The following is a 22949-nucleotide window of genomic DNA, read 5'->3' on the forward strand; positions in this document are numbered from 1 at the left end:
TTATGGTTCAGGCCGCGTAGGCGGCGTCAAAGAAATCACGTTCCAGTTCGACAGCGCGATGGAACAGTCGCGTGACCTCGGCCTGTTCGGCCGCATCCAGCGTCGGCCAGACGTTATCCAGCTGACTGCGCAGATATTCCACGACGCTTTCGAACCCTTCGCCCGCATGTAGCGTGATCCATTCCGCAAACCAGAACGGCAAGCCGTACTTGGGCGGGTTTTCCGGGCTGGCCCAGCTCAGGTAAACCCATTCCGCCACGACGAGTACCGCCAGCATGTTCTGATAACGGCCAGAGGCTGCGGCTTCGGCCATCAGATCCTGAAAGGCGCGTGTGGCGGGCGCGGGCTCGGTGCTGGGTTCAGTGCCCAAAGCGTCCATCGCGCGCAGGAAATAGGTGTTCTCGGGGCCAGTGATCACCGCCAGAAACTGCGCGGCCGGAACGCTGTCAGCAAGGGTTGGCGCATGCGCGATGGCGCTGGCCAATAGACGTACGAAACCGTCGACGAACTGATAATCCTGTTGCAGATACCAGCGCATCTTGTTCTCGGGCAGGGTGCCGTCAGACAGTTCGCGGGTGAAAGCATGGGTTGTGGCGGCCGTCCAGTCGTCGATTTTGCTCTGACGCAGCACTTCGGTTGGGCGGGATTGGTCCTGCATTCGGAAGCTCCAGTTTTGTTTCGATGCAGACAAAGCGCGTTTCAAAACAAAGTACAAGGTCAGCCAAGTGCGGACCAAAGACCCAGACCACCGACCAGAATGAGGCTCAGGGCCCAGATGAGCTCCAGGTTGAACCAGCTGCGCGACAGGAATTGCAGTCCGAGCCAACGATAGACCGCAAAGGCCAAAAAACCGCCCCCCAGAACCATGGCGGCCGTATGCAGCGCGGCGACGCCCAGAACCAAAAGGGTGTTCGTGGTCATGATCTGAGAAATCGCTTTATGGCCCGCGTCCAGTTCATCCACGGCACACAAGCCCAGATAGATTGGAACCAGCATCAGGGCAGCCCCGTGGGCAAGCGCCACAAGAAAAGACCACAGCGCGAGCCTGCTTGGCGGGATCCGCGAAAGAAAGCGGGGATGACGGCGGGTTATCGCGATGTACAGGCCCATGCCAATCACGACCAGAGCCGCACCGATGCGGATTTCATTCTGATAATCGACCAGCACGGCCATCAGGGCAAAAGGAAGTAGTACGCCGAGCATGGCCACGAAATGCCCGCCAGCCAAAGCCGCGAGTGCACCCCAAAGCGCGGATTGGCGTTGTTCCATCAAAGCCGAAGACACCGCCAGCGGCCAGCCCATGCCGGGGTTCAGGCCGTGATAGGCGCCGCTCAGAACAACGGCCAGCCACAGGCCAGCCGTTGATGACATCAAAAATTCCAACTCAGACCGACGGATAGCAGAAGCTGTCGGTTGAACAGTCTCCGCCCTCCAACCGGATCTGGTGGCTGCGATAGCCCTTGGGAAACTCTACCCAGAACTTCGGATCCAATGTCAGACCACCATTTTCGCCGACATCAGCCTTGACCATGGCCGCACCACCTTCCTCGGGGTAGAACTGATCGTCCCACGTGGAATAGAGCGAATTGGTCCAATAGACGCGTTTGCCGTCGCGGCTGATTTCGACCATCTGTGGACCATAGCCAAAGGTTTGACCATTTGGATGCTTTGTCTTTTTGACGATTCCGCCGATCTCGACCTTGCCTGCCAGGGTTGGGTTCATCGGGTCGGATACATCGTATTGATGCATCTCGCCGGTTCCCCAGCACGCGACATAGAGGTACTTGTCGTCCAGGCTCAGGTCGATATCAGTAACCAGCGGCGGAACGGCAGAAAAGCCCTTCAGAAGGTCAGGAAGATCATCAGGATCAGCGGGTTGCGGATCAATTGTTATGGTCTTCTTGGCTTCAAACGTGCCGTCATCATTGCGCCACCAGGTGAAGATCGCCCCTTGCAGGTTGGTCGTATCGACGACAACGCCGCAGAACCCGTATTGTTTTACGGGATCATGCGCGGGGCGGATTTCCAGGGCCATCTGATGGTTTTCGCCCAGATCGATGGTTTGAATATTCGTCCGGTTCCGAAGGTTCCAGAAATGGATCCGGTGGCCGTACTTGTTGGACAGCAGATCCTCGGCCACCAGCCCGTTTTCGAATTGCGGCGGCAGCCCCCATTCGGAACTGACCATGTAGTCACGCGGCAGGTTCCACCAGAAATCATAATGCTTGTCCTGCACGCCGCGCTCGATCTCATAGCGCCCGATGATATCGAAGGTCTCGCAATCCATGATGAATATGCCCGGAGGGCCATCTGTGCCGCCGGGGCCGCCGCCGCCAAGGGTGCTGACATAGATGCCCTCAGGCCCGCAATGGATCGTGTGCGGACGGGAATACCCTGTCTTTGCAAAGACTTCTTCGGGTTCGATGATCTTGTGAATCTTGGCCTCAAGCGGGTTTTTCACGTCAATGACATAAATCCGGCTGGACCGGATGCCCGGAATGATCAGATAGCGCCGCTCCAGAAACGCGTGACCGCTCAGCGGCGACAGGGAAGAAGAACAGGCGTTCCAGCCGAAATGGTGAAATTCGTCGCCCTTTTCGGGCATTATCACCTGATGCACGATCTTTCCGAAATCGTCCGAGCTTGGATCGACATTCACAACCGCTAGCCCGTCGGGTTGAGAAAAGTCAGGGCTGAGCATCAGCGTGAATGCAAGCGTCTCAGCGGGGCCCTCCATCGCCAGTTTCGCGGATGGATAAAAACTTGGGTCCGGTCTTTGGTTCATAACGTCCTCCCGTAAGTCATTGAACTTCAATTCATATTGAGAGTTCCGGTCTTGGCGCCGGATGACAATCTGCCCGTTCGTATGCCCCTTGTTCTGATCTTGTTTCGAATGCGGCGCTCAGGTCGGTTTACGTTTGCTTTCGGCCACGTCATGGGCCAGCCGTCGTGTGTAATGTTCCAGATCAATAAGTGCGGTGTCTACGGTGTCTGCGTCTTTTGCCTCAAGCGCGTCCACTATTCTGCTGTGCAGTCCGATGATCTCTTCGCGGGATCGCGCGGTAAACGTGATCATGTTCATCAACGGTTGCATCGCTTCCACGGCGCCTGCCAGCTGATAGGACAGGACCGGGTTGCCAGCCCCATCCACCAGCGCGCGATGGAAAGTCACGTCCGAGGCGCAAAATGCTTCGTCCGTCAGGCCCGGTTGGGACTGGCGGAATATTTCTGCCCGCATGGTCGCCAGGTGATCTGCCGTGCGCCGCTGCGCTGACAAAGGCGCACAGGCCCTTTCCAGGGCATATCGCGCCTCGCATGCGGTATCGAAGCTGACCGCATTCATCGACAGCAGCAATGTCGAAGTCGTGACTTGCTGAGAATAGGCATCCTCAAAGCTCAGGCGATTCACGAACGCTCCGCCAGAAGCGCCGCGTTGCGTGCGGATCAAGGATTGCGCGGCCAGCCGTTTCAATGCCTCACGCACGGTCGGGCGAGAGACCTGGAACTGATCCGACAGTTCGGCTTCGGAAGGCAGGCGCGCGTCCACGATCAGTTCGCCCGATACAATCGCATCCCGAATGGCCTGGGCGATCTGGGCAGACAGGTCTGCGGTTTTCCGGGGCGCGGTTTTCATCTTCAGACGACCTTGGGCAAATTTTTATTTGTCTGACATTTAAAAGTCTGACATTTGAAAAGCAAGAGAGTTGAGTCGGGAGGCCGAAGTGAGTCGTACGTGGCTGCGCAGCGGAATGTGGCTGGGCTTTTATGTTCTGATCTTGTGGGCGTGGTGGGTCATGTTCTCGATGAGCCGGGACATGGACCTTGATCTGATCGGCCGTCCGGGGCCGATGGGGCAGGCGATGGCCGCGATGGATCCGCGCATGGACATGTACATGCCCATGGCCGAGTTCGGGCCGCTGTTTTCAATGTGGGCGATCATGATGGCGGCCATGATGCTGCCGACCCTGATCCCGACCCTGCGCAGCTACGATGACCTGATCCGCAGCGCAAATGGCAGCCGCGCCGGCTGGCTGGGGGTTCTGGCCGGGTATTCCATCGTCTGGGTCGGGTTTGCGGCCGTGATCGCAGGAATTCAGCTGGTTCTACTGTTTGGCGGTGTTGTCGATATGCTGGGAATTGCCAAATCCGGACGGGTCGCGGGCGGCTTGATGATTGCCGTGGGCGCCTTTCAGTTTTCCCGCGCCAAAGAGGTGTGCCACGGTGTCTGCCATGCCCCGATGACCTATTTCCTGGGACATTGGAGAACCGGTTTTGCAGGTGGCGTGCGCATGGGCCTGGGTCTTGGCGCCTTTTGCGTCGGCTGTTGCTGGGGCTTCATGGCACTTGGCTTTGTCGGCGGTGTCATGAGCCTGTTGTGGATGGGGCTCGCGACCCTGTTCATGGTTTTGGAGAAACTTCCTCAGATCGGGCACGCCGTGACCCGTCCAATGGGGTTTGTGTTGATTGCGGGCGGTCTTGTCCTGCTCGTGTATCCAATTAGCTACGGAGGATAAGCCAATGGCTAAAAACAGAAAACCAGACGCCGACCGGCTGCCCGTCAGCCAGCGCATCGACAGCCGCATGCCCAATCCCAAGCGGCGAGAGATGAGCCCGACGGAATGGGCCATCAAGGGCGAGTTGATCCTGAACTGTTCATGTGACGTGTTTTGCCCCTGCGTGGTGTCGCTGGGCGCACATCCCCCGACGGAAGGTCACTGCCATGCTTGGATGGGCATCATCGTTGATGAAGGCCACTATGAAGGCGAGGATCTGTCGGGTCTGAATGTCGGATTGCTGGTCGATATTCCGGGCCGGATGGGGGAAGGCCAGTGGAAAGTCGCCGCTTATGTCGACGAGCGCGCAAGCGGCAAGGCTTACAACGGTTTGTTACAAATCTTCAGCGGTCAGGCGGGCGGCACGACCGGTCTGTTTACCATGCTGGTCAGCGAGATCATCGGTGCGGAACGGGCACCTGTCCAGATCGAGCGCGACGGAAACAAGCGTCGGATCGCGATTGGTCGCAAAATCCAGGGAGAGATCGAGATGCTTGCGGGCAAGGACCCGGAGCATCCGGTGATGGTCTCAAATTCCAAATACTGGATGGGACCTGACATCATCGTGGCGCGTGGCACCAAATCGAAGGTGCGCGACTATGGCCGGGTCTGGGACTTTGGCGGCAAGTCCGCTGAAATCTGCCCGATCGACTGGCACGGGCCCAAATGATGATCACGGGTGGGTATGCGCAGGAAATGGCGCGTTACAATCACTGGCAGAACAAACAGTTGGCAGAGTTTTTGCAATCTCTGACACCGAAGGAGCTGACCCTTGAACGCGGGGCGTTCTTTGGCTCGATTTTGGGCACGGTGAACCATCTGCTGTGGGGCGATTGGATGTGGATGTCGCGTTTCGAAAAGCGCGACGGGCCAGATGGCAATATTCACAAGGCAGGCGGAGGTATCCATGAAAGCGTATACCTGTGCCCGGATCTGCCAAGCTGGTTGGCGTTACGCGAAAAGATCGATGCGCGTATCCTGAACTGGGCAGAAGGGCTGGGGGATGATCCGCTGACCGGCTCGTTCACGTGGTATTCCGCCGCAAAAGAGGCTGATGTCACAATGCCTTACGCGCTGTGCGTGATCCATTTCTTCAATCATCAGACCCATCACAGGGGACAAGTGCACAAAATGCTGACCGAGACGGGCTCGGAAGCGCCTGTCAGTGATATCGTCTTTATGCCGCAGGAGGTATGAATGCCGCAGATTTCCGCCTCACGCCGCTTGCGGCGCACTCCGTTCTCTGAAGGAGTCGAAGCTGCCGGGGTCAAGGGCTATACGGTCTACAACCGCATGTTGTTGCCGACGGTTTTTGAAAGTGTTGAAGCCGATTACCGGCATCTGAAGACCCATGTGCAGGTCTGGGATGTGTCGTGCGAGCGGCAGGTTGAATTGCGCGGCCCTGATGCTGCGCGTCTGATGCAGATGCTGACCCCGCGCGATCTGCGCGGTATGCTGCCCGGGCAATGTTTCTATGTGCCGATCGTTGACGAAACCGGCGGCATGCTGAACGACCCGGTGGCGGTGAAGCTGTCCGAAGACCGCTGGTGGATCTCGATTGCCGACAGTGATCTGTTGCTGTGGGTCAAGGGTATCGCCGTTGGGTACCGTCTGGATGTGCTGGTGGATGAACCGGACGTGTCGCCGCTTGCCGTTCAGGGCCCGAAGGCGGACGAGCTGATGGCGCGTGTCTTCGGGGACCGAGTGCGCGATATCCGTTTCTTCAAATTCGACATGTTCCAGTTCGAGGGGCGTGATCTGGCCGTCGCGCGATCCGGTTATTCGAAACAGGGTGGTTTCGAGATATACGTGGAAGGTGGCGATATCGGCATGCCTTTGTGGAACACCCTGTTTGTCGCCGGCGAAGACCTGCACGTGCGCGCGGGCTGCCCAAACCTGATCGAACGCATTGAGGGCGGTCTGTTGTCCTATGGGAACGACATGACCGACGACAATACACCACATGAATGCGGTCTGGGAAAATTCTGCAACACGAACACCGCAATCGGCTGCATCGGTCGGGACGCTCTGTTGCGTGTCGCCAAGGAAGGGCCGGTGCAGCAAATCCGACCTATCGCCATTGATGGTGATCCGGTGCCGGGTTGCGATCGTCCCTGGGGTATGTTTGCGGACGGAAAGCGTGTTGGGCAGGTGACTTCGGCGGCCTGGTCTCCGGATTTTGAAACCAATGTGGCGATCGGTATGGTGCGCCTGAGCCATTGGGATGCCGGGACGGAACTGGAAGTGGAAACACCGGCCGGGATGCGCCGCGCGACCGTGCAGTCGCATTTCTGGATCTAGCAGAATCAAGGACGCTGCCGCGTCGACCTCGGGATATTTTGAACCAGCTGACGACATGGGCTGGTCGCTGAACACGAAAGGAATGACAGATGTTCAATGCACTTGTGATGGACAAGGATGAAGAGAGCGGACTTGCTACCGGCTCGATCAAACAATTGTCGGTGGATGATCTGCCGCATGGTGACGTCACGGTTGCGGTCGAATATTCCACGGTGAACTACAAGGACGGCCTGTGCCTGTCTGCGAAAGGGGGCGGGCTGGTGCGGGCCTATCCGCATGTCCCGGGCATTGACTACGCCGGCACGGTCGAGGCCTCATCGGATGACCGCTACAAACCCGGTGACAAGGTTGTTCTGACCGGATGGCGCGTCGGTGAGGCACACTGGGGCGGCTATTCGCAAAAAGCCAACGCGCGGGCCGATTGGCTGGTGCCGCTGCCCGATGGGCTGACAACGCGTCAGGCAATGGCTGTGGGCACCGCCGGGTTTACTGCGATGCTGGCGGTCATGGCGCTGGAGGATCATGGGCTGACCTCGGATCGTGGACCGGTATTGGTGACCGGGGCCGCGGGCGGTGTCGGGTCGGTGGCCACGGCCATTCTTGGCAATTTGGGCTATGAGGTCGCCGCGGTCACAGGACGGCCCGAAACCGGTGACTATCTGAAATCACTTGGTGCGACGACCATCGTGCCGCGCGACGACCTGAACGAGACGACAAAACGCCCTCTGGAAAGCGAAACATGGGCGGGCTGCGTTGACGCTGTGGGCGGTGCCATGCTGGCGCGTGTTCTTGGCCAGATGAAATACGGATGTTCAGTTGCTGCGGTTGGTTTGGCCGGGGGCGCTGCTTTGCCTGCGACGGTGATTCCGTTCCTGCTGCGCGGCGTGAACCTTTTGGGCATCGACAGCGTGATGCAGCCCTATGACAACAGGGTGCGCGCGTGGAAACGGATCGCCACGGATTTGCCGATGGACAAGCTTGAGGCGATGGTTCAACCGGCTGGTCTGTCCGATCTGCCGCAACTGGGCGCCGACATTCTGAAAGGTCAGGTCAAGGGCCGCGTCGTGGTGGATGTGAACGCCTGAGGCTGACCCATGAACTCAACCTGGCCGGAGAAACTCGGCCAGGTTCCGGAAATCGATGTTTGTCCAAATTGGTCGCAACACCTCTGGCCATTGATACAATTCCCGATCATGATTGCTATACATCCCAATTGCGATGGCGTAAGACCCATCCAAAGAGTACCTGAAGACGGGGAGTGAGCAGAATGTCTGACGACTTCGAACTGGACACCGATGATCTGCAGCGCCGCATGGATGGCGCAATGGCCAATCTGAAAACCGAATTTGCATCATTGCGAACAGGGCGTGCTTCGGCCTCGATGCTGGAACCCGTCATGGTCGACGCTTACGGCTCGATGACACCGATCAACCAGGTGGGCACCGTGAACGTGCCCGAACCGCGAATGGTCACTGTAAACGTCTGGGACAAGTCACTGGTGGGTAAGGTGGAAAAGGCCATCCGCGAAAGCGGCCTTGGGATCAATCCGCAATTGAACGGCACCATCATAATGCTGCCGATACCCGAGTTGAACGAAGAACGTCGCCGCGAGCTGAGCAAGGTCGCCGGTCAGTACGCGGAAAACGCACGCATTGCGATCCGGAACGTGCGTCGCGATGGCATGGATCAGATCAAGAAGGCCAAGGCGGACGGCATGTCGGAAGATGACCAGAAGCTTTGGGAAAGTGAAGTTCAGGACATGACGGATGAGATGATCAAGGCCGTGGATGCTGCGCTCGAAACCAAGCAAGCCGAAATCATGCAGGTCTGAGCCGAACTGATGCCAAAAGACCCGCAAACCGAGCTGGAGTCCGGCCCGCGCCATGTGGCCATCATCATGGATGGCAATGGTCGTTGGGCGCAGGCGCGCGGCCGTCCCCGGCTGTTCGGCCACCATGCCGGTGCGCGGCGCGTGCGCGAGGTTGTCGAGGCCTGCCCAGGTTTGGGGATCAAGTACCTGACAGTGTTCGCTTTTTCGACCGAAAACTGGAAGCGGACCCAGGTCGAGGTGGCCGGCCTGATGAACCTGTTCCGCCGCTATATCATCAAGGAAACCCGGACACTTGCGGATAATGGCATCCGCGTTCGGTTCATCGGAGATCGGGTCCGGCTGGATTCCAAGTTGATCGAGTTGATGGATTCGCTGGAAGAAGAAACCAAGAACAACGATCTGGTTCATTTGACCGTCGCGCTGAATTACGGTGGGCGCGACGAGGTCGCACGCGCCACAAAGCGTCTGGCGCGGGATGTGGCTGAAGGGCGGCTGAAACCCGAAGAGGTGGATGAAGAAACTCTTCCTAAATATCTGGATACGCGTGTTCTTCCTGATCCCGACCTTGTTATTCGAACCAGCGGTGAAGCGCGGATTTCAAACTTTCTTCTTTGGCAATCGGCTTACTCGGAATATGAATTCATCGACACTCTCTGGCCGGACTTCACTGCTGCTGAACTGGCCCGTCTGTGCCAGAATTACGGCACCAGAGATCGGCGGTTCGGAGCGGTTCTGGCATGAGAGACGGCCGATGGTCTGACCTGACAACACGGGTTCTTTCTGCTGCGGTTCTGGTCGTGATCGGATCAATCGAAGTCTGGCTTGGCGGGTGGTGGTTCGAGACCTTCATCGCCGCAGCCTGTGGTCTGATGACGTGGGAATTGGTTCGAATGATCGACCCGCAGTCCCGCGGCGTGGCTGTTCAATTGGGGATTCTGACAAGCGTCACCGTGGTTCTCAGCTATCATCTGCCGCCGATTTACACTTTGCCGGTCGTGCTTGCGCCTGCGCTTGTGGGAGTGGGGCAGATCAGTCGTTCGAAGGTTCTGTTCGGGATGTTCGTGGTCTGGATCGTCGGGGCCGGGCTGGGTTTCATTTCGATCCGGGAAAATTCCGGTTTTGGCTGGATGGTTTGGCTGATTGCTGTCGTGGTCGCCACGGATGTCGCGGGCTATTTCGTGGGCAAGGCGTTCGGTGGCCCGAAATTCTGGCCTAAGGTCAGCCCGAAGAAGACGTGGTCGGGAACCGCCGGCGGGTGGGCCGCCGCGGCATGTGTCGGCGCGGTTTTTGCAAGCCTGGCCGGCTTTGGATTCGCTTTTGTCGTTGTTTCTGTTTTGGCTTCAATGGCAAGCCAAGCCGGTGATATTGTCGAAAGCGCGGTCAAACGCAAGTTCGGTGTCAAAGACAGTTCGAACCTGATACCGGGCCATGGCGGCTTTCTGGATCGGTTCGATGGCATGATGGGTGCCGCGCTGTTTGTTCTTATCGCGGGGCTGATCTATTCGCCGGGTGAAATGTAATGCGAAAGGTATCTGTTTTTGGAGCCACGGGGTCGATCGGGCAGAACACGATTGATCTGATTTCGCGCGCACCGTCCGAGTATGACGTCGTGGCCTTGACCGGTGGTGTCAATATTCAAAGGCTTGCGGATGACGCGCGTCGGCTCGGTGCCGATATTGCCGTCACCGCTCATGAAGACCGGCTTGATGACCTGCGTTCCGCTTTGGCCGGCAGTGACGTCGAGGCGGCTGCGGGCCGGCGTGCGATCGTCGAGGCTGCGGCACGTCCGGCGGATTGGATCATGTCGGCCATTGTCGGCTCGGCCGGGTTGGCGCCGGGCATCGAGGCGTTGAAACAGGGCACAACCCTGGCACTGGCCAACAAAGAGACATTGGTCTGTGCAGGATCATTGGTTCTGGAAACGGCCAAACGGCATGGTGCGCGATTGCTGCCGGTCGACAGCGAACATTCGGCGGTGTTTCAGGCTTTGGTCGGTGAAGACATCGAAACAGTCGAGCGTGTGATCATCACCGCCAGCGGCGGGGCGTTCCGAGATTGGCCCCTGAGTGAACTGGTGAACGCGACTGTTGAACAAGCCTCCAGCCATCCGAATTGGGATATGGGGCAGCGTATCACCATCGACAGTGCATCCATGTTCAACAAGGCGTTGGAAGTCATAGAAACAAAAGAATATTTCGGTGTCGAGCCGGATCAGATCGAAGTGCTGGTTCATCCGGAATCCATAGTACACGCCCTGGTCGGGTATCGTGATGGCGCGATGATGGCTCATATGGGGGCGCCCGATATGCGCCACGCCATCGGTTACGCGCTGCATTGGCCCGAAAGACGGGAATTGCCGATACAGCGCCTTGATTTGGCCAAGCTGGGGCAGTTGCGTTTCAACGCGCCGGATCTGGCACGCTATCCCGCATTGAAACTGGCCCGAGACGTGATGGCGCGTGGCGGCCTGGCGGGTGCTGTTTTCAACGCCGCGAAGGAACGTGCGCTGGATCATTTCATCGCGCGCCGGACCGGATTTCTGGATATGGCCGCTGCCGTCGCCGCGGTTCTCGACAGGTTCGACGCGTCAGACAGCCTTATTGATGCCTCGATGACCCTTGATAACGTACAGCAAACAGACCATCTGGCACGTCAGTGGGTCGATGACGCTGTGGTGGAACGAGCAGGATAGAATTTTGGACGTACTTTCCCTAATCCCGCAATTTGGCAATCTTCTCTGGACGATTGTCGCGTTTGTCATCGCATTGTCGGTCATCGTCGCGGTGCACGAATACGGCCACTACATTGTGGGGCGTTGGTCCGGTATCCATGCCGAGGTCTTCTCGATCGGGTTTGGCCCGGTTCTCTGGAGCCGTGTCGACAAACGGGGGACCAGATGGCAGATCGCGTTGCTGCCTTTTGGGGGGTATGTGAAGTTCCTGGGCGATGCCAATGCAGCATCGGGCAAGGATGAAAAGGCGATGGAAGGCATCGCTACCCAAAGCCCGGAAGAGCTGCGCCGCACCATGCACGGTGCCCCTTTGTGGGCACGGGCCGCAACGGTCGCGGCCGGACCTGTCTTCAACTTCGTCATGTCCATTCTGGTGTTTGGCCTGATTTTCTGGTCACAGGGCGTATCAAAAGAGCCGCTTACAGTTGGATCGTTGCAACCCTTGCCGGGCACTGTGCAGGAGCTGAGAGAAGGTGATGTGATCACGGCCATCGCTGGTATCCCGACACCTGACTATGATGAAGAGGGCGCCTGGCAGGACTTTATCGAGGCGCTGCCTGTGGAACCGGTTCTGGATTACACGGTGATCCGGGACGGTGAAACCCTGGATGTACAAGCACCATGGATGTTTCCACCCCTGATCCGCCAAGTGGCCCCACGCAGCGCGGCGATGGATATTCAGCTGAAACAAGGCGATGTCATCACGGCGGTGAACGGGGAGCCGATCTTTGCCTTCGAGCAGCTGAAGGATTTTGTCGAAGGGTCCGATGGCCGGGTTCTGCTGTTGGACGTCTGGCGGGATGGATCCGAGCTGGAATTCGCATTGGCCCCGCGACGCACGGATGAACCTCAGCCGGATGGCGGTTTCGTCACCCATTGGCGGATTGGGATCATCGGAGGCATGATGCTGGAGCCGGCAACTGAACCGGCTGGTATTCTGGATTCACTGACCGGCGGTGTCAGACAGACGGGCCGCATTATCGAAGGGTCGCTGTCGGGTATGTGGCACATGGTGACGGGGGCAATCAGCACCTGCAACATCTCGGGGCCGATCGGAATTGCCGAAACCTCGGGGGCAATGGCCAGCCAGGGGGCGCAGAACTTCATTTTCTTCATCGCAGTTCTGTCGACAGCGGTCGGATTGCTGAACCTATTTCCGATCCCGGCATTGGATGGCGGGCATCTCGTGTTCTACGCCTATGAAGCCATTGCAGGGAAACCACCCAGTGATGGGGCCTTGCGGGTGCTCATGGGGGTAGGGATCACCTTAATTCTCACCCTCATGCTGTTTTCAGTGAGCAACGATCTGTTTTGCTGATTGTGGCGCGCGGCGCAAGATTGGGCCGCAATATTGCCTCATTCTGACGTTATGATTTTTCCGTCTGAGGGAAAAGCCATGACCAAAACGCTGAAAAAATCGTATCAGAGCTTTAGCTTCCTGTTCGTGCTGAATTGGGATGTTCTGCTGAGCTTTGCGGTTACGGCTTTGGCTATGGCAGGTGCCGCCTATCTGGCGGCCATGTGATTCTTACCGAAATTAACGTCGTCAATTTGAATGGCAGTCTTGGCGGCTGCTTCTATTTCGCCTTTTGACAAGCTCATTCAATCCCGCTACTCAGCTTTAAAGTCTTAAATTCTGGGTAGAGCATAAAATGACTGACAGGCGAGGGGCGGGCACATCCTGCGGGCAAAAAATGCCAACAAACAATATTTTGTGGCAGGCGCTAGCGGTTCTTTTCCTTTTTGTTGCTGCAAGCTTAATGACTTTTCCGCATGCAGCACAGGCGCAAAACTATACGATCAATTCGTTTGATGTTGAGGGCAATCGCCGGATTGAAACCGGTACGATCATCGCCCGAACGGGAATCGAACCTGGCCAGACCGTAACTGCCGGCCAGCTCAATGATGCCTATCAGCGTTTGCTTGACAGTGGTGTATTTGAAACAGTTGAGCTGACGCCGCGGGGGTCTACGCTGGTCATCACGGTTCAGGAATATCCGACGATCAATCAGATCAGCATCGAGGGTAACTCCCGTGTCAAAGACGACGTGTTGTTGGACGCTATCGAATCTCAGCCGCGCCGCGTCTTTACCCCGCAGTTGGCCGAGTCTGACGCTGACATGATTGCTGAAGTGTATTCAGCCCAAGGCCGAGTTGCCGCGACCGTAATCCCTCGGATTATCCGCCGTAGCGACAACCGAGTTGATCTGGTTTTTGAAGTGGCAGAAGGCACGACCATTGAAGTGGAACGTGTCAGTTTTGTTGGCAACCGTGCCTTTTCGGACCGTCGTTTGCGCCGTGTTCTGGAAACCAAGCAGGCAACCTTCCTGCGGACGTTCTTCCGGAACGACACGTTCATCGGCGATCGTATCGAGTTCGACAAGCAAGTCATTCGGGATTTCTACCTTTCACGAGGCTATGTCGATTTCCGTGTGAACAGCGCCAACGTCGAGTTTACCCGTGAAAGGGATGCGTTTTTTCTGGTAATGAATGTAACCGAGGGCCAAAAATTCTCGTTCGGTAAAATCACGACCGTCAGTGAGATTCCGGGCGTCGATCCGGCACCTTATCAGGACGCGCTGAAGATCAAACCCGGCGTGACATATACGCCGACGCTTGTTGAAAACTCGATTACAAGACAAGAGCGACTGGGCCTGAAGCAAGGCGTGGATTTCCTTCGGGTGGAACCACGTGTTACGCGCAATGACCGCGATCTGACTTTGGATGTCGAATTTGTTCTGACTAAAGGTCCTCGGATCTTTGTCGAGCGGATCGATATTGAAGGCAACACAACCACCCTGGACCGAGTGATCCGCCGGCAGTTTGACACTGTCGAAGGCGACCCGTTCAATCCACGCGAAATCCGTCAGGCTGCGGAGCGTATCAATGCCTTGGGCTTCTTTGCTGTTGCCGAAGTCGAACCACGCGAGGGATCGTCGCCTAGCCAGGTCATTCTGGATGTAGACGTTGAAGAACAACCCACCGGCTCGCTGAGCCTCGGAGGCAGCTACTCGGTTACGGACGGTTTCGGGATTGCAATTGGTCTGAACGAATCCAACTTCCTGGGCCGTGGCCAGAACCTTGGTGTCTCGATCTCCACCGCGCAGGACTCGGAACAATATACGCTCAGCTTTACAGAGCCCTATCTGCTGGGCCGCAAGCTGCGCTTTGACCTTGGTCTGGGGCTGTCGGCTACCAATTCCGGCTTTGCAAGCTACGACACAAGCAGTCTTTTCTTTGCACCGCAGCTGACCTACGCGATTGGTGAATTGTCGGCTCTGCGGGTTCGCTATGGCTGGGACCGCAGCGAGATGACGCAGCAGGACAATGAAGTTAACGGTGCGGTGATTTCTTCTGAAATTGCGCAGGGCAAACGGACGTCCAGTTCATTGGGACTGTCCTACATTTATGACAGCCGTCTCGGCGGCCTGGACCCCAACACTGGCGTTCTGTTTGAAGTAGGTGTTGATGCCGCTGGACTTGGTGGGGACAACAAATTCTTCAAGACCACGGCACGAGGCATCGCGCAAACCCGGGTTTGGAACGAAGAGGTGGTGCTTCGGGCAACTATGGAACTGGGCGCTCTGCACTGGCGCGGAAACGATTTCAGCCGTACCGTTGACCGGTTTGTGCTGGGCCCCAATACTTTCCGGGGTTTCGAACCTGCGGGTATCGGACCGCGTGACCTGTCCAACGGTCAGGATGACGCGATCGGGGGCAATTACTACTGGGTTGCCCGTTTCGAAACCGACTTCCCGCTGGGTCTTCCCGAGGAACTCGGTCTGCGCGGTGGCTTGTTCTATGATGTTGGCAATCTCTACAACATCGACAACGTCAATACGGCAGGTGCAACTATTGTTGGTGCAAACGGATCGATCCGGCACGTGATTGGGATTTCGGTGCTCTGGGAAACTCCATTCGGGCCGTTGCAGTTCAACTTTTCGCAGCCTCTCAAGAAAGAATCTTTCGACAAGGAGCAGAACTTTGACTTCACGATCCAGGCCCGGTTCTGATCCGCGATGCTGAACAGATTGCTTGGCAGAACACGGGGCCCGCTTTGGGCCCTGTGTGCATTTATGACGATGGTCTCGGCGCCTTTGGCAAATGCACAGCAGCTTGGTGTGCCACAAGCCAGTGTTGTCACCCTGTCCAGTGAAGAGCTGTTTGCCAAGTCCGCCTTTGGACAGCGCGTTTTTCGCGAAATTGAAAAGGAAAGCGCCCTACTGGCCGAAGAAAACCAACGGATTGTCGCGGAACTGAGCCGCGAAGAAAAAGAACTCACCAAGCAGCGCGCCACCATGTCGGCCGACGAGTTCCGCCCCCTGGCCGAGGCGTTTGATCTCAAGGTTCAGTCCCATCGCGAGGGGCAAAGGGCAAAGCTGGACGTTCTGGCCCGTCGCAGCGAAGAAGCCCAGCAGACCTTTTCCGAGATTGTGCGCCCGGTGCTTGTCGATCTGTTGCGCGAAATTGGGGCCAGCGTGATGATCGAGCGATCCAATGTCGTCGTCAGCACGTCCGACATCACCGAAGCCGCAATCATCCGAATAAACGCTGCGATAGGTGACGGAAGCGATTTGCAAGAGGGGCAGGGCGAATAGGTTCGCTTGCCCTTGCATTGCTGTATTGCTAACCACGCAAAAAAAGAAACATCCAAAACGGGATATCTGCATCATGAGCACTGAAACCAAAAGCGCAGACATTCAGCTGATCCAGAGGATCCTGCCGCACCGCTATCCGTTTTTGCTGGTCGACAAGGTGGTAGATATCTCGGGCTATCAGTCGGCGCGCGGAATCAAGAATGTCACCATGAACGAACCGCATTTTCAGGGGCATTTCCCCGGTACGCCTATCATGCCGGGTGTCACGATTGTCGAGGCAATGGCGCAGACCGCCGGTGTGATGCTGGGTGTGGGAATGGACGTCATCGACACCGAGTTGTTGATTTACTTCATGAGCATCGACAAGTGCAAATTCCGCCGCAAGGTCGTGCCCGGTGATGTGCTGGAAATGCATGTGGAAACCGTGCGTGGGAAAAAAGGCGGAAAGCTGTTCAAATTCAGCGGCCGTGCAACTGTCGAAGGCGAAGTCGCCGCCGAGGCGGAATTCTCGGCATATGTCGACTGGGATATGGAAAAAACAACATGAACGGAGTCCATCCCAGCGCAATTATTGAAGATGGCGCGCAGATTGGACAGGATTGTATCATCGGTCCCTTCTGCCACGTGGGCCCACAGGTGAAACTGGGCGATCGGGTCGAGTTGAAATCGCATGTGGTCGTGACGGGCGACACCTCTATCGGCGACGATACCGTTGTGTTCAATTTCTCGGTGATTGGTGAGATCCCTCAGGATCTGAAATTCAGCGGTGAAAACACCCGGCTTGAGATTGGCAAACGCAACCGCATTCGCGAGCATGTTACAATCAATACCGGTACGGAAGGTGGCGGAGGGGTCACGCGGATCGGTGACGACTGCTTGTTGATGGCGGGTGTTCACGTGGCCCATGACGTTCAGATCGGCAACCGTGTGATCATGGTGAACCATGCCGGCGCGGCGGGGCATTGCATCGTCGAAGACGACGTAATCGTCGGTGGCATTTCGGGGTTGCATCAATGGGTGCGCGTTGGACGCGGGGCCATTATTGGCGCGCTGACCATGGTGCCGAAAGATGTTATTCCTTACGGTCTGGTACAGGCGTCGAGGGGTGAGCTGGATGGCCTGAACCTCGTCGGTCTCAAGCGCAAGGGTGTATCGCGTGAAGATATCTCGGCGCTGCGCGCGGCCTTCAAGGAATTGTCCGACGGCGAAGGCACCTTTATGGATCGCGCCAGCCGGATCGGTGAAGGCAACGAAAGCGACTATGTGCAGCAGATCGTGGATTTCGTCACCGGCCACAGTGACCGATCCTTCCTGACCCCGAGGAAATAGGGTCATGCTTGCGTTGATTGCGGGAACCGGGGCGCTGCCAACCGAAGTTGTTGCGCAGTTGACAGAACGCCCTTTGATCTGCGCGATGGAGGGGGTTCTGCCGGACACCCTGAGCGCGGATGTCGTGTTTGCTCTGGAACAGCTGGGCAGTTTCATCGCTGACCTGAAGGCGCGGGGCGTGACCGATATCTGTCTGGCCGGCGCTGTTCGGCGCCCGCCAATCGACCCATCGCGCATCGACGCCGCGACGCTGCCATTGGTTCCGATCATCCAAAAGGCCATCCTGTCCGGGGATGACGGAGCTTTGCGCGCGGTGATCGGAATTCTTGAAGGGGCCGGCCTCACCCTCAGGGCCGCGCATGAGATCGCGCCCGGTTTGTTGCCGCCTGTGGGATGTCTGACCGAAGCCCAGCCCTCGGACGCCGACATGGCCGACGCTGACCGCGCCGCCGGGATTCTTCGGGCAATGGGGGCGGCGGATACGGGGCAGGCCTGTGCCGTGTCCAAAGGGCAGGCGCTGGCCATCGAGGGGGTGTTCGGTACTGCGTGGATGCTGCAATCCCTGACCCAACGCCCCGACGCTGGCGGGGGCATTCTGTTCAAAGGCCCCAAACCCGATCAGGATCGGCGCGCCGATTTGCCCGCCATCGGGCCGGAAACCGTTGCCGACGCGGTTGCGGCAGGTTTGTCCGGGATCGTTTTGGAAAAAGGCGGTGTACTGGTTCTGGAAAAAGAGCGTGTCATCGCTGAATGCAACCGTCTGGGTCTGTTTCTCTATATCCGCGAGCGGGCGGTCTGATGCGTGTCTTTCTGGTCGCCGGTGAACCTTCGGGCGACCGGTTGGGCGGCGCGCTGATGGAGGGGTTGAAAACCCTGGTGCCCGAGGTTGAATTCGACGGTGTGGGAGGCCAGCTGATGCAAGCGCAGGGCCTTCGCAGCCGGTTCCCGATGTCCGAACTCTCGGTCATGGGGCTTGTCGAAGTGCTGCCGAAGTTTTTCCACCTGAAACGGCGGATATCCGAGACGGCACAGGCGGTGCTGGACACGAAACCGGATGTTCTAATCACCATAGACAGCCCGGATTTCAGCTTGCGCGTCGCCAAAATCGTAAAAGCCAACAGCAACATCCGAACCGTGCATTATGTTGCCCCCAGTGTCTGGGCCTGGCGCCCCGGGCGTGCGGACAAGATGGCAAAGGTCATCGACCATGTGCTGGCGCTTCTTCCTTTTGAACCTCCGTACATGGAGCGGGCAGGGATGGAATGCGACTTTGTCGGCCATCCAGTGGTTGGCGAACCGATTGCAACACCTGACGAGATCGCCGCCTTCCGCCACCGCTTTGATCTGGGTAATGCGCCGATCCTGCTGGCCTTGCCCGGGTCTCGGCGGGGTGAGATCGAACGTCTGGCAGAGTCTTTCGGCGGCGCGTTGCGGTTGTTTTTCGATGACCACCCGAATTACCGCGTGGTGATCCCGACCGTAGGTGCGACAACCGATCTGATAAACGACTTGGTACCAGAATGGCCAGGCACCCCCGTGGTGCTGGACCCCCGCAAGGTGGGTGCAGAACAAGCCATGGCCGACAAACGAGCCGCCTTTGGCGCCGCAGATCTTGCCCTTGCTGCTTCGGGAACGGTTTCGCTGGAACTTGCGGCGCAGAATACGCCGATGGTCATTGCGTACAAACTCAACTGGCTGACGCAGAAAATGGCGGAACGGATGGTCAAGCTTGACACCGTTACATTGGTCAATCTGGTTTCGGAAACACGCGCCGTGCCGGAATGTCTGCTGGATGATTGTCAGCCTCAAAAAATCGCCGAAGCCTTGCGAAATGTCGCCGACGCCCCCGATGCGCAACAGCAAGCCATGAACCTGACCATGGACAGGTTGGGGCGTGGGGGCGAAGCACCCGGCTTGCGCGCGGCGCGGGCGGTTTTGAACAGAATGCAGCCACGCAATGCTTGATCACGCGCTGTTTGCAGTCTCTGCCGGGATCGCGATGATCTCTACCAATCTGGACAATCTGGCTGTCTTGTTGGGCTTGATTCTGGTGATGGAACAGCGCCGTGCGATCGTGGGCTTTGCCGTCGCTCAGACGATCGTACTATCCCTGGCCATGACCGTGGCCGTGGGCCTGAACCAGAGCGGCCTTCCGTTTTGGATCGGCTATCTTGGCCTTGTCCCACTGGTGTTTGGGTTGCGCGGAATCTGGCATCAGTTTCGCGAGGCGGACGCCGAAGGTGCGGAGTCAAAAGGGGCGGTGACTTCGGTGGTGACGCTTTTCCTGAGCCTCTCGATAGACAGTTTTGCGGTAATGACCCCTCTGCTTGCGGATTCGGCGCCGTCTTTTCGGGTCGTGGCGTTGATCGGTGCCGCCGGCGCGGCCGCCTTGCTGGTTGTTGTTGCGGCATGGGGGGCACCCCACGCCAAAAGCCTTGGCCCGCGCGTTGCCCGGCTGGATCGGATTGCGCCCTATATAATGGTCTGCGTCGGGCTCTATATTCTCTTCAATTCTCCCACCGATATGTTGTGACCCGACAAAGAGAGCGCTTCGTCTCGCATATGTGACCTGCAAGGTCTGTTGCTGGGGCGCAGGTCCAAGGTATCGTGACCCAGAAAAGGAGTTTTCGACATGACCCGCATCCCCACTTTGTCGGATCAGGAAATGACCGCCGACACGCGCGCGTCCCACGCTGCATTGGGCGCCTATGGACCATTTGACAACTGGGCCCGCGTCGCAGCGTATTGCCCTCCGGTTCTGAACCATGTCACGGGAATGCTGACAACCCTGCGAGAGCAGGAAAACCTGCCGCGCCGTGCGTTGGAGCTGGCGATGGTGACGGTTTCAAAACTGAATTCCTGCGATTATTGCGTCTCGCATCACACACCGCTGCTGACCGTGGCGGGGCTGAGCCCCGAAGGGGCGGCGCGTCTGCCGGACGTCGAGGATCATCCGGAGCTGGATGCCTGTGACAAGGCGGTCGTGCGCTATGCCGAAGCCGTGACGATCCGGTCGGGCCGTATGAAGGATGCCGAAGTGGCGGATCTGAGGGAATGGTTCACCGATGCCCAGATCGTCGAGCTAACTTGGCGCATCGCCTTGTGCGGTGCGTTCAATCGGTTCAACGATGCATTGCAGATTCAGATCGAACCCGAGGTCGAGCCGGTTTCAGCCTAATACCCACGCCAGATCCAGCCGCCGCCGAACACGCGACTGCCTTCGTTTGCGTAAAATACGCAGGCCTGCCCGGGCGAGATGCCTTCCTCGGGGGTCAGCAGTTCGACCTCGGCCGTGGTGTCCGACAGCGGCCGAATGATTGCCTCGCGCGGCGGGCGGGTCGAGCGGACTTTGACGGACAGATGCCATTCATCGCGTGACGAAAAGGGTTCATCGCCCAGCCAGTTGATCTCGCGCACCGGAACGACGCGCGTTGCCAGCATCTCTTTCGGGCCGACAACGACCTGCTTTTTGTCGACGTCCAGTTTGACGACGTAAAGCGGCTCGCTGAGGCCGCCGATGCCAAGACCGCGACGTTGCCCGATCGTATAGTGGATCACGCCGTTGTGCTGCGCCAGTACGCGGCCATCGGCGTGAACGATCTCGCCGGGTTCCGCGGCTCCGGGGCGCAGTTTTTCGATGACGCTGGCATAGTTGCCGTCGGGCACGAAGCAGATATCCTGGCTGTCGGGCTTGTCCGCCACCGATAGCCCATACTGCGCCGCCATCTCGCGCGTTGCGTCTTTTGACGGCAGGTGGCCCAGCGGGAAGCGCAGAAAACTCAGTTGCTCTGGCGTGGTCGAAAACAGGAAATAGGACTGATCGCGATTGGCGTCTTCGGCGCTGTGCAGTTCCGGTCCTTTGGCGCCCATCTTGCGTTGAATGTAATGGCCGGTGGCCATACAGTCTGCCTCGAGATCCTTGGCGGTTTCCAGAAGGTCCTTGAATTTCACGCGTTCGTTGCAGCGGATGCAGGGAACCGGCGTCGCGCCTGCCAGATAGCTGTCGGCAAACTCGTCGATCACGGCATCCTTGAAGATGTTCTCGTAATCCAGAACGTAATGCGGAAATCCCCGCTCTTCCGCCACGCGTCGCGCATCATGGATATCGATTCCAGCGCAACAGGCACCTTTCTTGGCCAATGCCGCGCCGTGGTCATATAGCTGCAAAGTCACACCGACCACATCATAGCCCTGATCGGCCAGATAGGCCGCGACAACGGAACTGTCGACGCCCCCCGACATCGCCACAACGACCCGCGTTTCCGAGGGTGGTTTGGCAAAGCCAAGCGAGTTCAGCGGGGTCTCGGTATCGAGGGCCATTGCAGATTCCAGTCCGGGTTAAGAAAGACCGGCAGAATATAGGAAAATTCTACACACTCTCAAGGGGCGGTTTCACGCGACTTTAAGTAGGCTGAGGGCAGCTTTGGTGCAGCAAGAAGGGTAAAGCGATGTATTTGCACAAAGTTGAAGGGCCAAGGTCTGTTGCTCTGCCGGATGGATCCATTTTGACGCATGCGGATTTACCGCCCGCGAACACAAGGCGATGGGTGGCGTCACGCAAGATTCTTGTCGTGCGTGGCGTGCTTTACGGGCTGATCAGCCTGTCTGACGCAAAAAAGAAATACGGCCTGAGCGACGAAGAATTCAACGGTTGGGTTTCTTTGGTCGCGGAACACGGCGTCGAGGCGTTGAAGGCGACGGCGCTAAAAAAGTATCGACAACCTAAAGGAGAGCGTGAATAAATGATTCAACGATAACGTCAGATTAACCATTCTTGGTCAGGTTTAATTTTAATTGGAATTATTGACCCGAATTGGAGCAGTGAAAAATGCGCATACTTCTTGTCGAGGATGATCCGACCACGTCCAAAAGCATCGAACTGATGCTGACGCATGCGAACCTGAACGTCTATGCGACGGATCTTGGCGAAGAAGGAATTGATCTGGCGAAACTCTATGATTACGACCTGATCTTGCTGGATCTGAACCTGCCGGACATGAACGGGCATGAGGTTCTGCGCCAGTTGCGGATCGCCAGGGTGGAAACGCCGATTCTGATTTTGTCCGGTGCTGATGATACCGAAAGCAAGATCAAGGGATTCGGCTTTGGCGCCGATGATTATCTGACCAAGCCCTTCCATCGCGAAGAACTGGTGGCACGCATCCATGCTATCATCCGCCGTTCCAAAGGGCATTCGCAATCGATCATTCATACAGGGCGAATTGCGGTGAACCTTGATGCAAAAACCGTGGAAGTGGATGGCAAGACGGTTCATTTGACCGGCAAGGAATACCAGATGCTCGAGCTGCTCAGCCTGCGCAAGGGGACGACTTTGACCAAGGAAATGTTTTTGAACCACCTGTATGGCGGCATGGATGAACCTGAACTGAAAATCATCGATGTGTTCATCTGCAAACTACGCAAAAAGCTCAGCAATGCGACCGGCGGAGAGAACTATATCGAAACCGTCTGGGGCCGTGGCTATGTGCTGCGAGATCCGCAAAGCAACACGCTGGACGAAACACGGATGGCAGTCGGGCTTTGATTTGAAACACCCGTGCCGCCGGTGGTCCAGGGCGGCACATTGCACTCACGGCTCAGCACGT

General features: G+C 57.6%; 26 protein-coding genes. 21 read left to right on the plus strand and 5 right to left on the minus strand.

Features of this window, described 5'->3' with window-relative positions:
- Window positions 1-7 precede the first annotated feature (7 nt).
- The 4 genes from GOW60_RS06960 to GOW60_RS06975 form a co-directional block, all read right to left on the minus strand.
- Window positions 8-658, minus strand: coding sequence for a TenA family protein (locus tag GOW60_RS06960; protein WP_171228717.1), 651 nt, complete (start codon window positions 656-658; stop codon window positions 8-10).
- Between the two features lie 59 nt (window positions 659-717).
- A complete protein-coding gene (locus GOW60_RS06965; protein ID WP_171228718.1) occupies window positions 718-1371 on the minus strand; it encodes a hypothetical protein in 654 nt (217 codons plus the stop codon).
- A gap of 13 nt (window positions 1372-1384) precedes the next feature.
- Complete coding sequence (locus GOW60_RS06970; RefSeq protein WP_171228719.1) at window positions 1385-2785, minus strand: selenium-binding protein SBP56-related protein; 1401 nt, start codon at window positions 2783-2785, stop codon at window positions 1385-1387.
- Window positions 2786-2902: 117 nt separating this feature from the next.
- On the minus strand, window positions 2903-3634 hold the full coding sequence (locus GOW60_RS06975) for a FadR/GntR family transcriptional regulator (protein ID WP_171116021.1): 732 nt from the start codon (window positions 3632-3634) through the stop codon (window positions 2903-2905).
- A 115-nt stretch (window positions 3635-3749) separates the two neighbouring features.
- Between GOW60_RS06975 and GOW60_RS06980 the strand changes: the two genes are divergently transcribed.
- The 19 genes from GOW60_RS06980 (at window position 3750) to GOW60_RS07065 (ending at window position 20521) form a co-directional block, all read left to right on the plus strand.
- Window positions 3750-4514, plus strand: a complete 765-nt coding sequence (locus GOW60_RS06980; RefSeq protein WP_171228884.1) for a DUF2182 domain-containing protein — start codon at window positions 3750-3752, stop codon at window positions 4512-4514.
- Window positions 4515-4518: 4 nt separating this feature from the next.
- Window positions 4519-5223, plus strand: a complete 705-nt coding sequence (locus tag GOW60_RS06985; protein WP_152457918.1) for a DUF1326 domain-containing protein — start codon at window positions 4519-4521, stop codon at window positions 5221-5223.
- Complete coding sequence (locus GOW60_RS06990; protein WP_371419736.1) at window positions 5220-5750, plus strand: DinB family protein; 531 nt, start codon at window positions 5220-5222, stop codon at window positions 5748-5750. Before GOW60_RS06985 ends, GOW60_RS06990 begins: the two co-directional genes overlap by 4 nt.
- A complete protein-coding gene (locus tag GOW60_RS06995; RefSeq protein ID WP_171228720.1) occupies window positions 5751-6854 on the plus strand; it encodes a dimethylsulfoniopropionate demethylase in 1104 nt (367 codons plus the stop codon). It begins immediately after the preceding gene.
- An 89-nt stretch (window positions 6855-6943) separates the two neighbouring features.
- Entirely contained in the window at window positions 6944-7939 is a 996-nt protein-coding gene (gene acuI, locus GOW60_RS07000) for an acryloyl-CoA reductase (protein ID WP_171228721.1), read from the plus strand.
- 182 nt (window positions 7940-8121) lie between these two features.
- Window positions 8122-8685 (plus strand): ribosome recycling factor, encoded by a 564-nt coding sequence (gene frr, locus GOW60_RS07005; RefSeq protein WP_152457921.1) that lies wholly within the window; start codon window positions 8122-8124, stop codon window positions 8683-8685.
- Window positions 8686-8694: 9 nt separating this feature from the next.
- Entirely contained in the window at window positions 8695-9426 is a 732-nt protein-coding gene (locus GOW60_RS07010; RefSeq protein WP_171116012.1) for an isoprenyl transferase, read from the plus strand.
- Window positions 9423-10205 (plus strand): phosphatidate cytidylyltransferase, encoded by a 783-nt coding sequence (locus GOW60_RS07015; RefSeq protein WP_171228722.1) that lies wholly within the window; start codon window positions 9423-9425, stop codon window positions 10203-10205. Before GOW60_RS07010 ends, GOW60_RS07015 begins: the two co-directional genes overlap by 4 nt.
- The gene (dxr, locus tag GOW60_RS07020) at window positions 10205-11377 is read left to right on the plus strand and encodes a 1-deoxy-D-xylulose-5-phosphate reductoisomerase (RefSeq protein ID WP_171228723.1); all 1173 of its coding nucleotides are present in this window, start codon (window positions 10205-10207) and stop codon (window positions 11375-11377) included. Before GOW60_RS07015 ends, dxr begins: the two co-directional genes overlap by 1 nt.
- 4 nt (window positions 11378-11381) lie before the next feature.
- On the plus strand, window positions 11382-12734 hold the full coding sequence (gene rseP / locus GOW60_RS07025) for an RIP metalloprotease RseP (RefSeq protein WP_171228724.1): 1353 nt from the start codon (window positions 11382-11384) through the stop codon (window positions 12732-12734).
- Between the two features lie 78 nt (window positions 12735-12812).
- On the plus strand, window positions 12813-12941 hold the full coding sequence (locus GOW60_RS21310; protein ID WP_256367495.1) for a hypothetical protein: 129 nt from the start codon (window positions 12813-12815) through the stop codon (window positions 12939-12941).
- A gap of 235 nt (window positions 12942-13176) precedes the next feature.
- Window positions 13177-15429 (plus strand): outer membrane protein assembly factor BamA, encoded by a 2253-nt coding sequence (gene bamA / locus GOW60_RS07030; protein WP_371813332.1) that lies wholly within the window; start codon window positions 13177-13179, stop codon window positions 15427-15429.
- A 63-nt stretch (window positions 15430-15492) separates the two neighbouring features.
- Window positions 15493-16014: an OmpH family outer membrane protein gene (locus GOW60_RS07035; RefSeq protein ID WP_171228726.1), complete on the plus strand. Its 522-nt coding sequence runs from the start codon at window positions 15493-15495 to the stop codon at window positions 16012-16014.
- Window positions 16015-16087: 73 nt separating this feature from the next.
- Window positions 16088-16561, plus strand: coding sequence for a 3-hydroxyacyl-ACP dehydratase FabZ (gene fabZ, locus GOW60_RS07040; protein WP_152457928.1), 474 nt, complete (start codon window positions 16088-16090; stop codon window positions 16559-16561).
- On the plus strand, window positions 16558-17343 hold the full coding sequence (lpxA, locus tag GOW60_RS07045) for an acyl-ACP--UDP-N-acetylglucosamine O-acyltransferase (protein ID WP_171168239.1): 786 nt from the start codon (window positions 16558-16560) through the stop codon (window positions 17341-17343). The genes fabZ and lpxA overlap by 4 nt, the downstream gene beginning before the upstream one ends.
- Before the next feature lie 4 nt (window positions 17344-17347).
- Complete coding sequence (locus tag GOW60_RS07050; RefSeq protein WP_171228727.1) at window positions 17348-18142, plus strand: LpxI family protein; 795 nt, start codon at window positions 17348-17350, stop codon at window positions 18140-18142.
- A complete protein-coding gene (gene lpxB / locus GOW60_RS07055; protein ID WP_171228728.1) occupies window positions 18142-19308 on the plus strand; it encodes a lipid-A-disaccharide synthase in 1167 nt (388 codons plus the stop codon). Before GOW60_RS07050 ends, lpxB begins: the two co-directional genes overlap by 1 nt.
- Entirely contained in the window at window positions 19301-19876 is a 576-nt protein-coding gene (locus GOW60_RS07060; protein WP_171228729.1) for a hypothetical protein, read from the plus strand. Before lpxB ends, GOW60_RS07060 begins: the two co-directional genes overlap by 8 nt.
- A gap of 99 nt (window positions 19877-19975) precedes the next feature.
- Complete coding sequence (locus GOW60_RS07065) at window positions 19976-20521, plus strand: carboxymuconolactone decarboxylase family protein (protein ID WP_171228730.1); 546 nt, start codon at window positions 19976-19978, stop codon at window positions 20519-20521.
- Here GOW60_RS07065 and mnmA read toward each other — a convergent pair.
- Entirely contained in the window at window positions 20518-21663 is a 1146-nt protein-coding gene (gene mnmA / locus GOW60_RS07070; RefSeq protein ID WP_171228731.1) for a tRNA 2-thiouridine(34) synthase MnmA, read from the minus strand. The two genes, GOW60_RS07065 and mnmA, sit on opposite strands and share 4 nt — an antisense overlap.
- 128 nt (window positions 21664-21791) lie before the next feature.
- Here mnmA and GOW60_RS07075 point away from each other — a divergent pair, with 128 nt between their 5' ends.
- Both GOW60_RS07075 and ctrA read left to right on the plus strand, forming a co-directional pair.
- Window positions 21792-22085 carry a DUF1153 domain-containing protein gene (locus GOW60_RS07075; RefSeq protein WP_170344350.1) on the plus strand — a complete coding sequence of 98 codons (294 nt, stop codon included), beginning with the start codon at window positions 21792-21794 and terminating at the stop codon, window positions 22083-22085.
- A gap of 86 nt (window positions 22086-22171) precedes the next feature.
- A complete protein-coding gene (gene ctrA / locus GOW60_RS07080) occupies window positions 22172-22888 on the plus strand; it encodes a response regulator transcription factor CtrA (protein ID WP_152457936.1) in 717 nt (238 codons plus the stop codon).
- Window positions 22889-22949 lie beyond the last annotated feature (61 nt).

This window comes from Ruegeria sp. HKCCA4008, from assembly GCF_013033125.1.
In the GTDB taxonomy this organism is placed as follows: domain Bacteria; phylum Pseudomonadota; class Alphaproteobacteria; order Rhodobacterales; family Rhodobacteraceae; genus Ruegeria.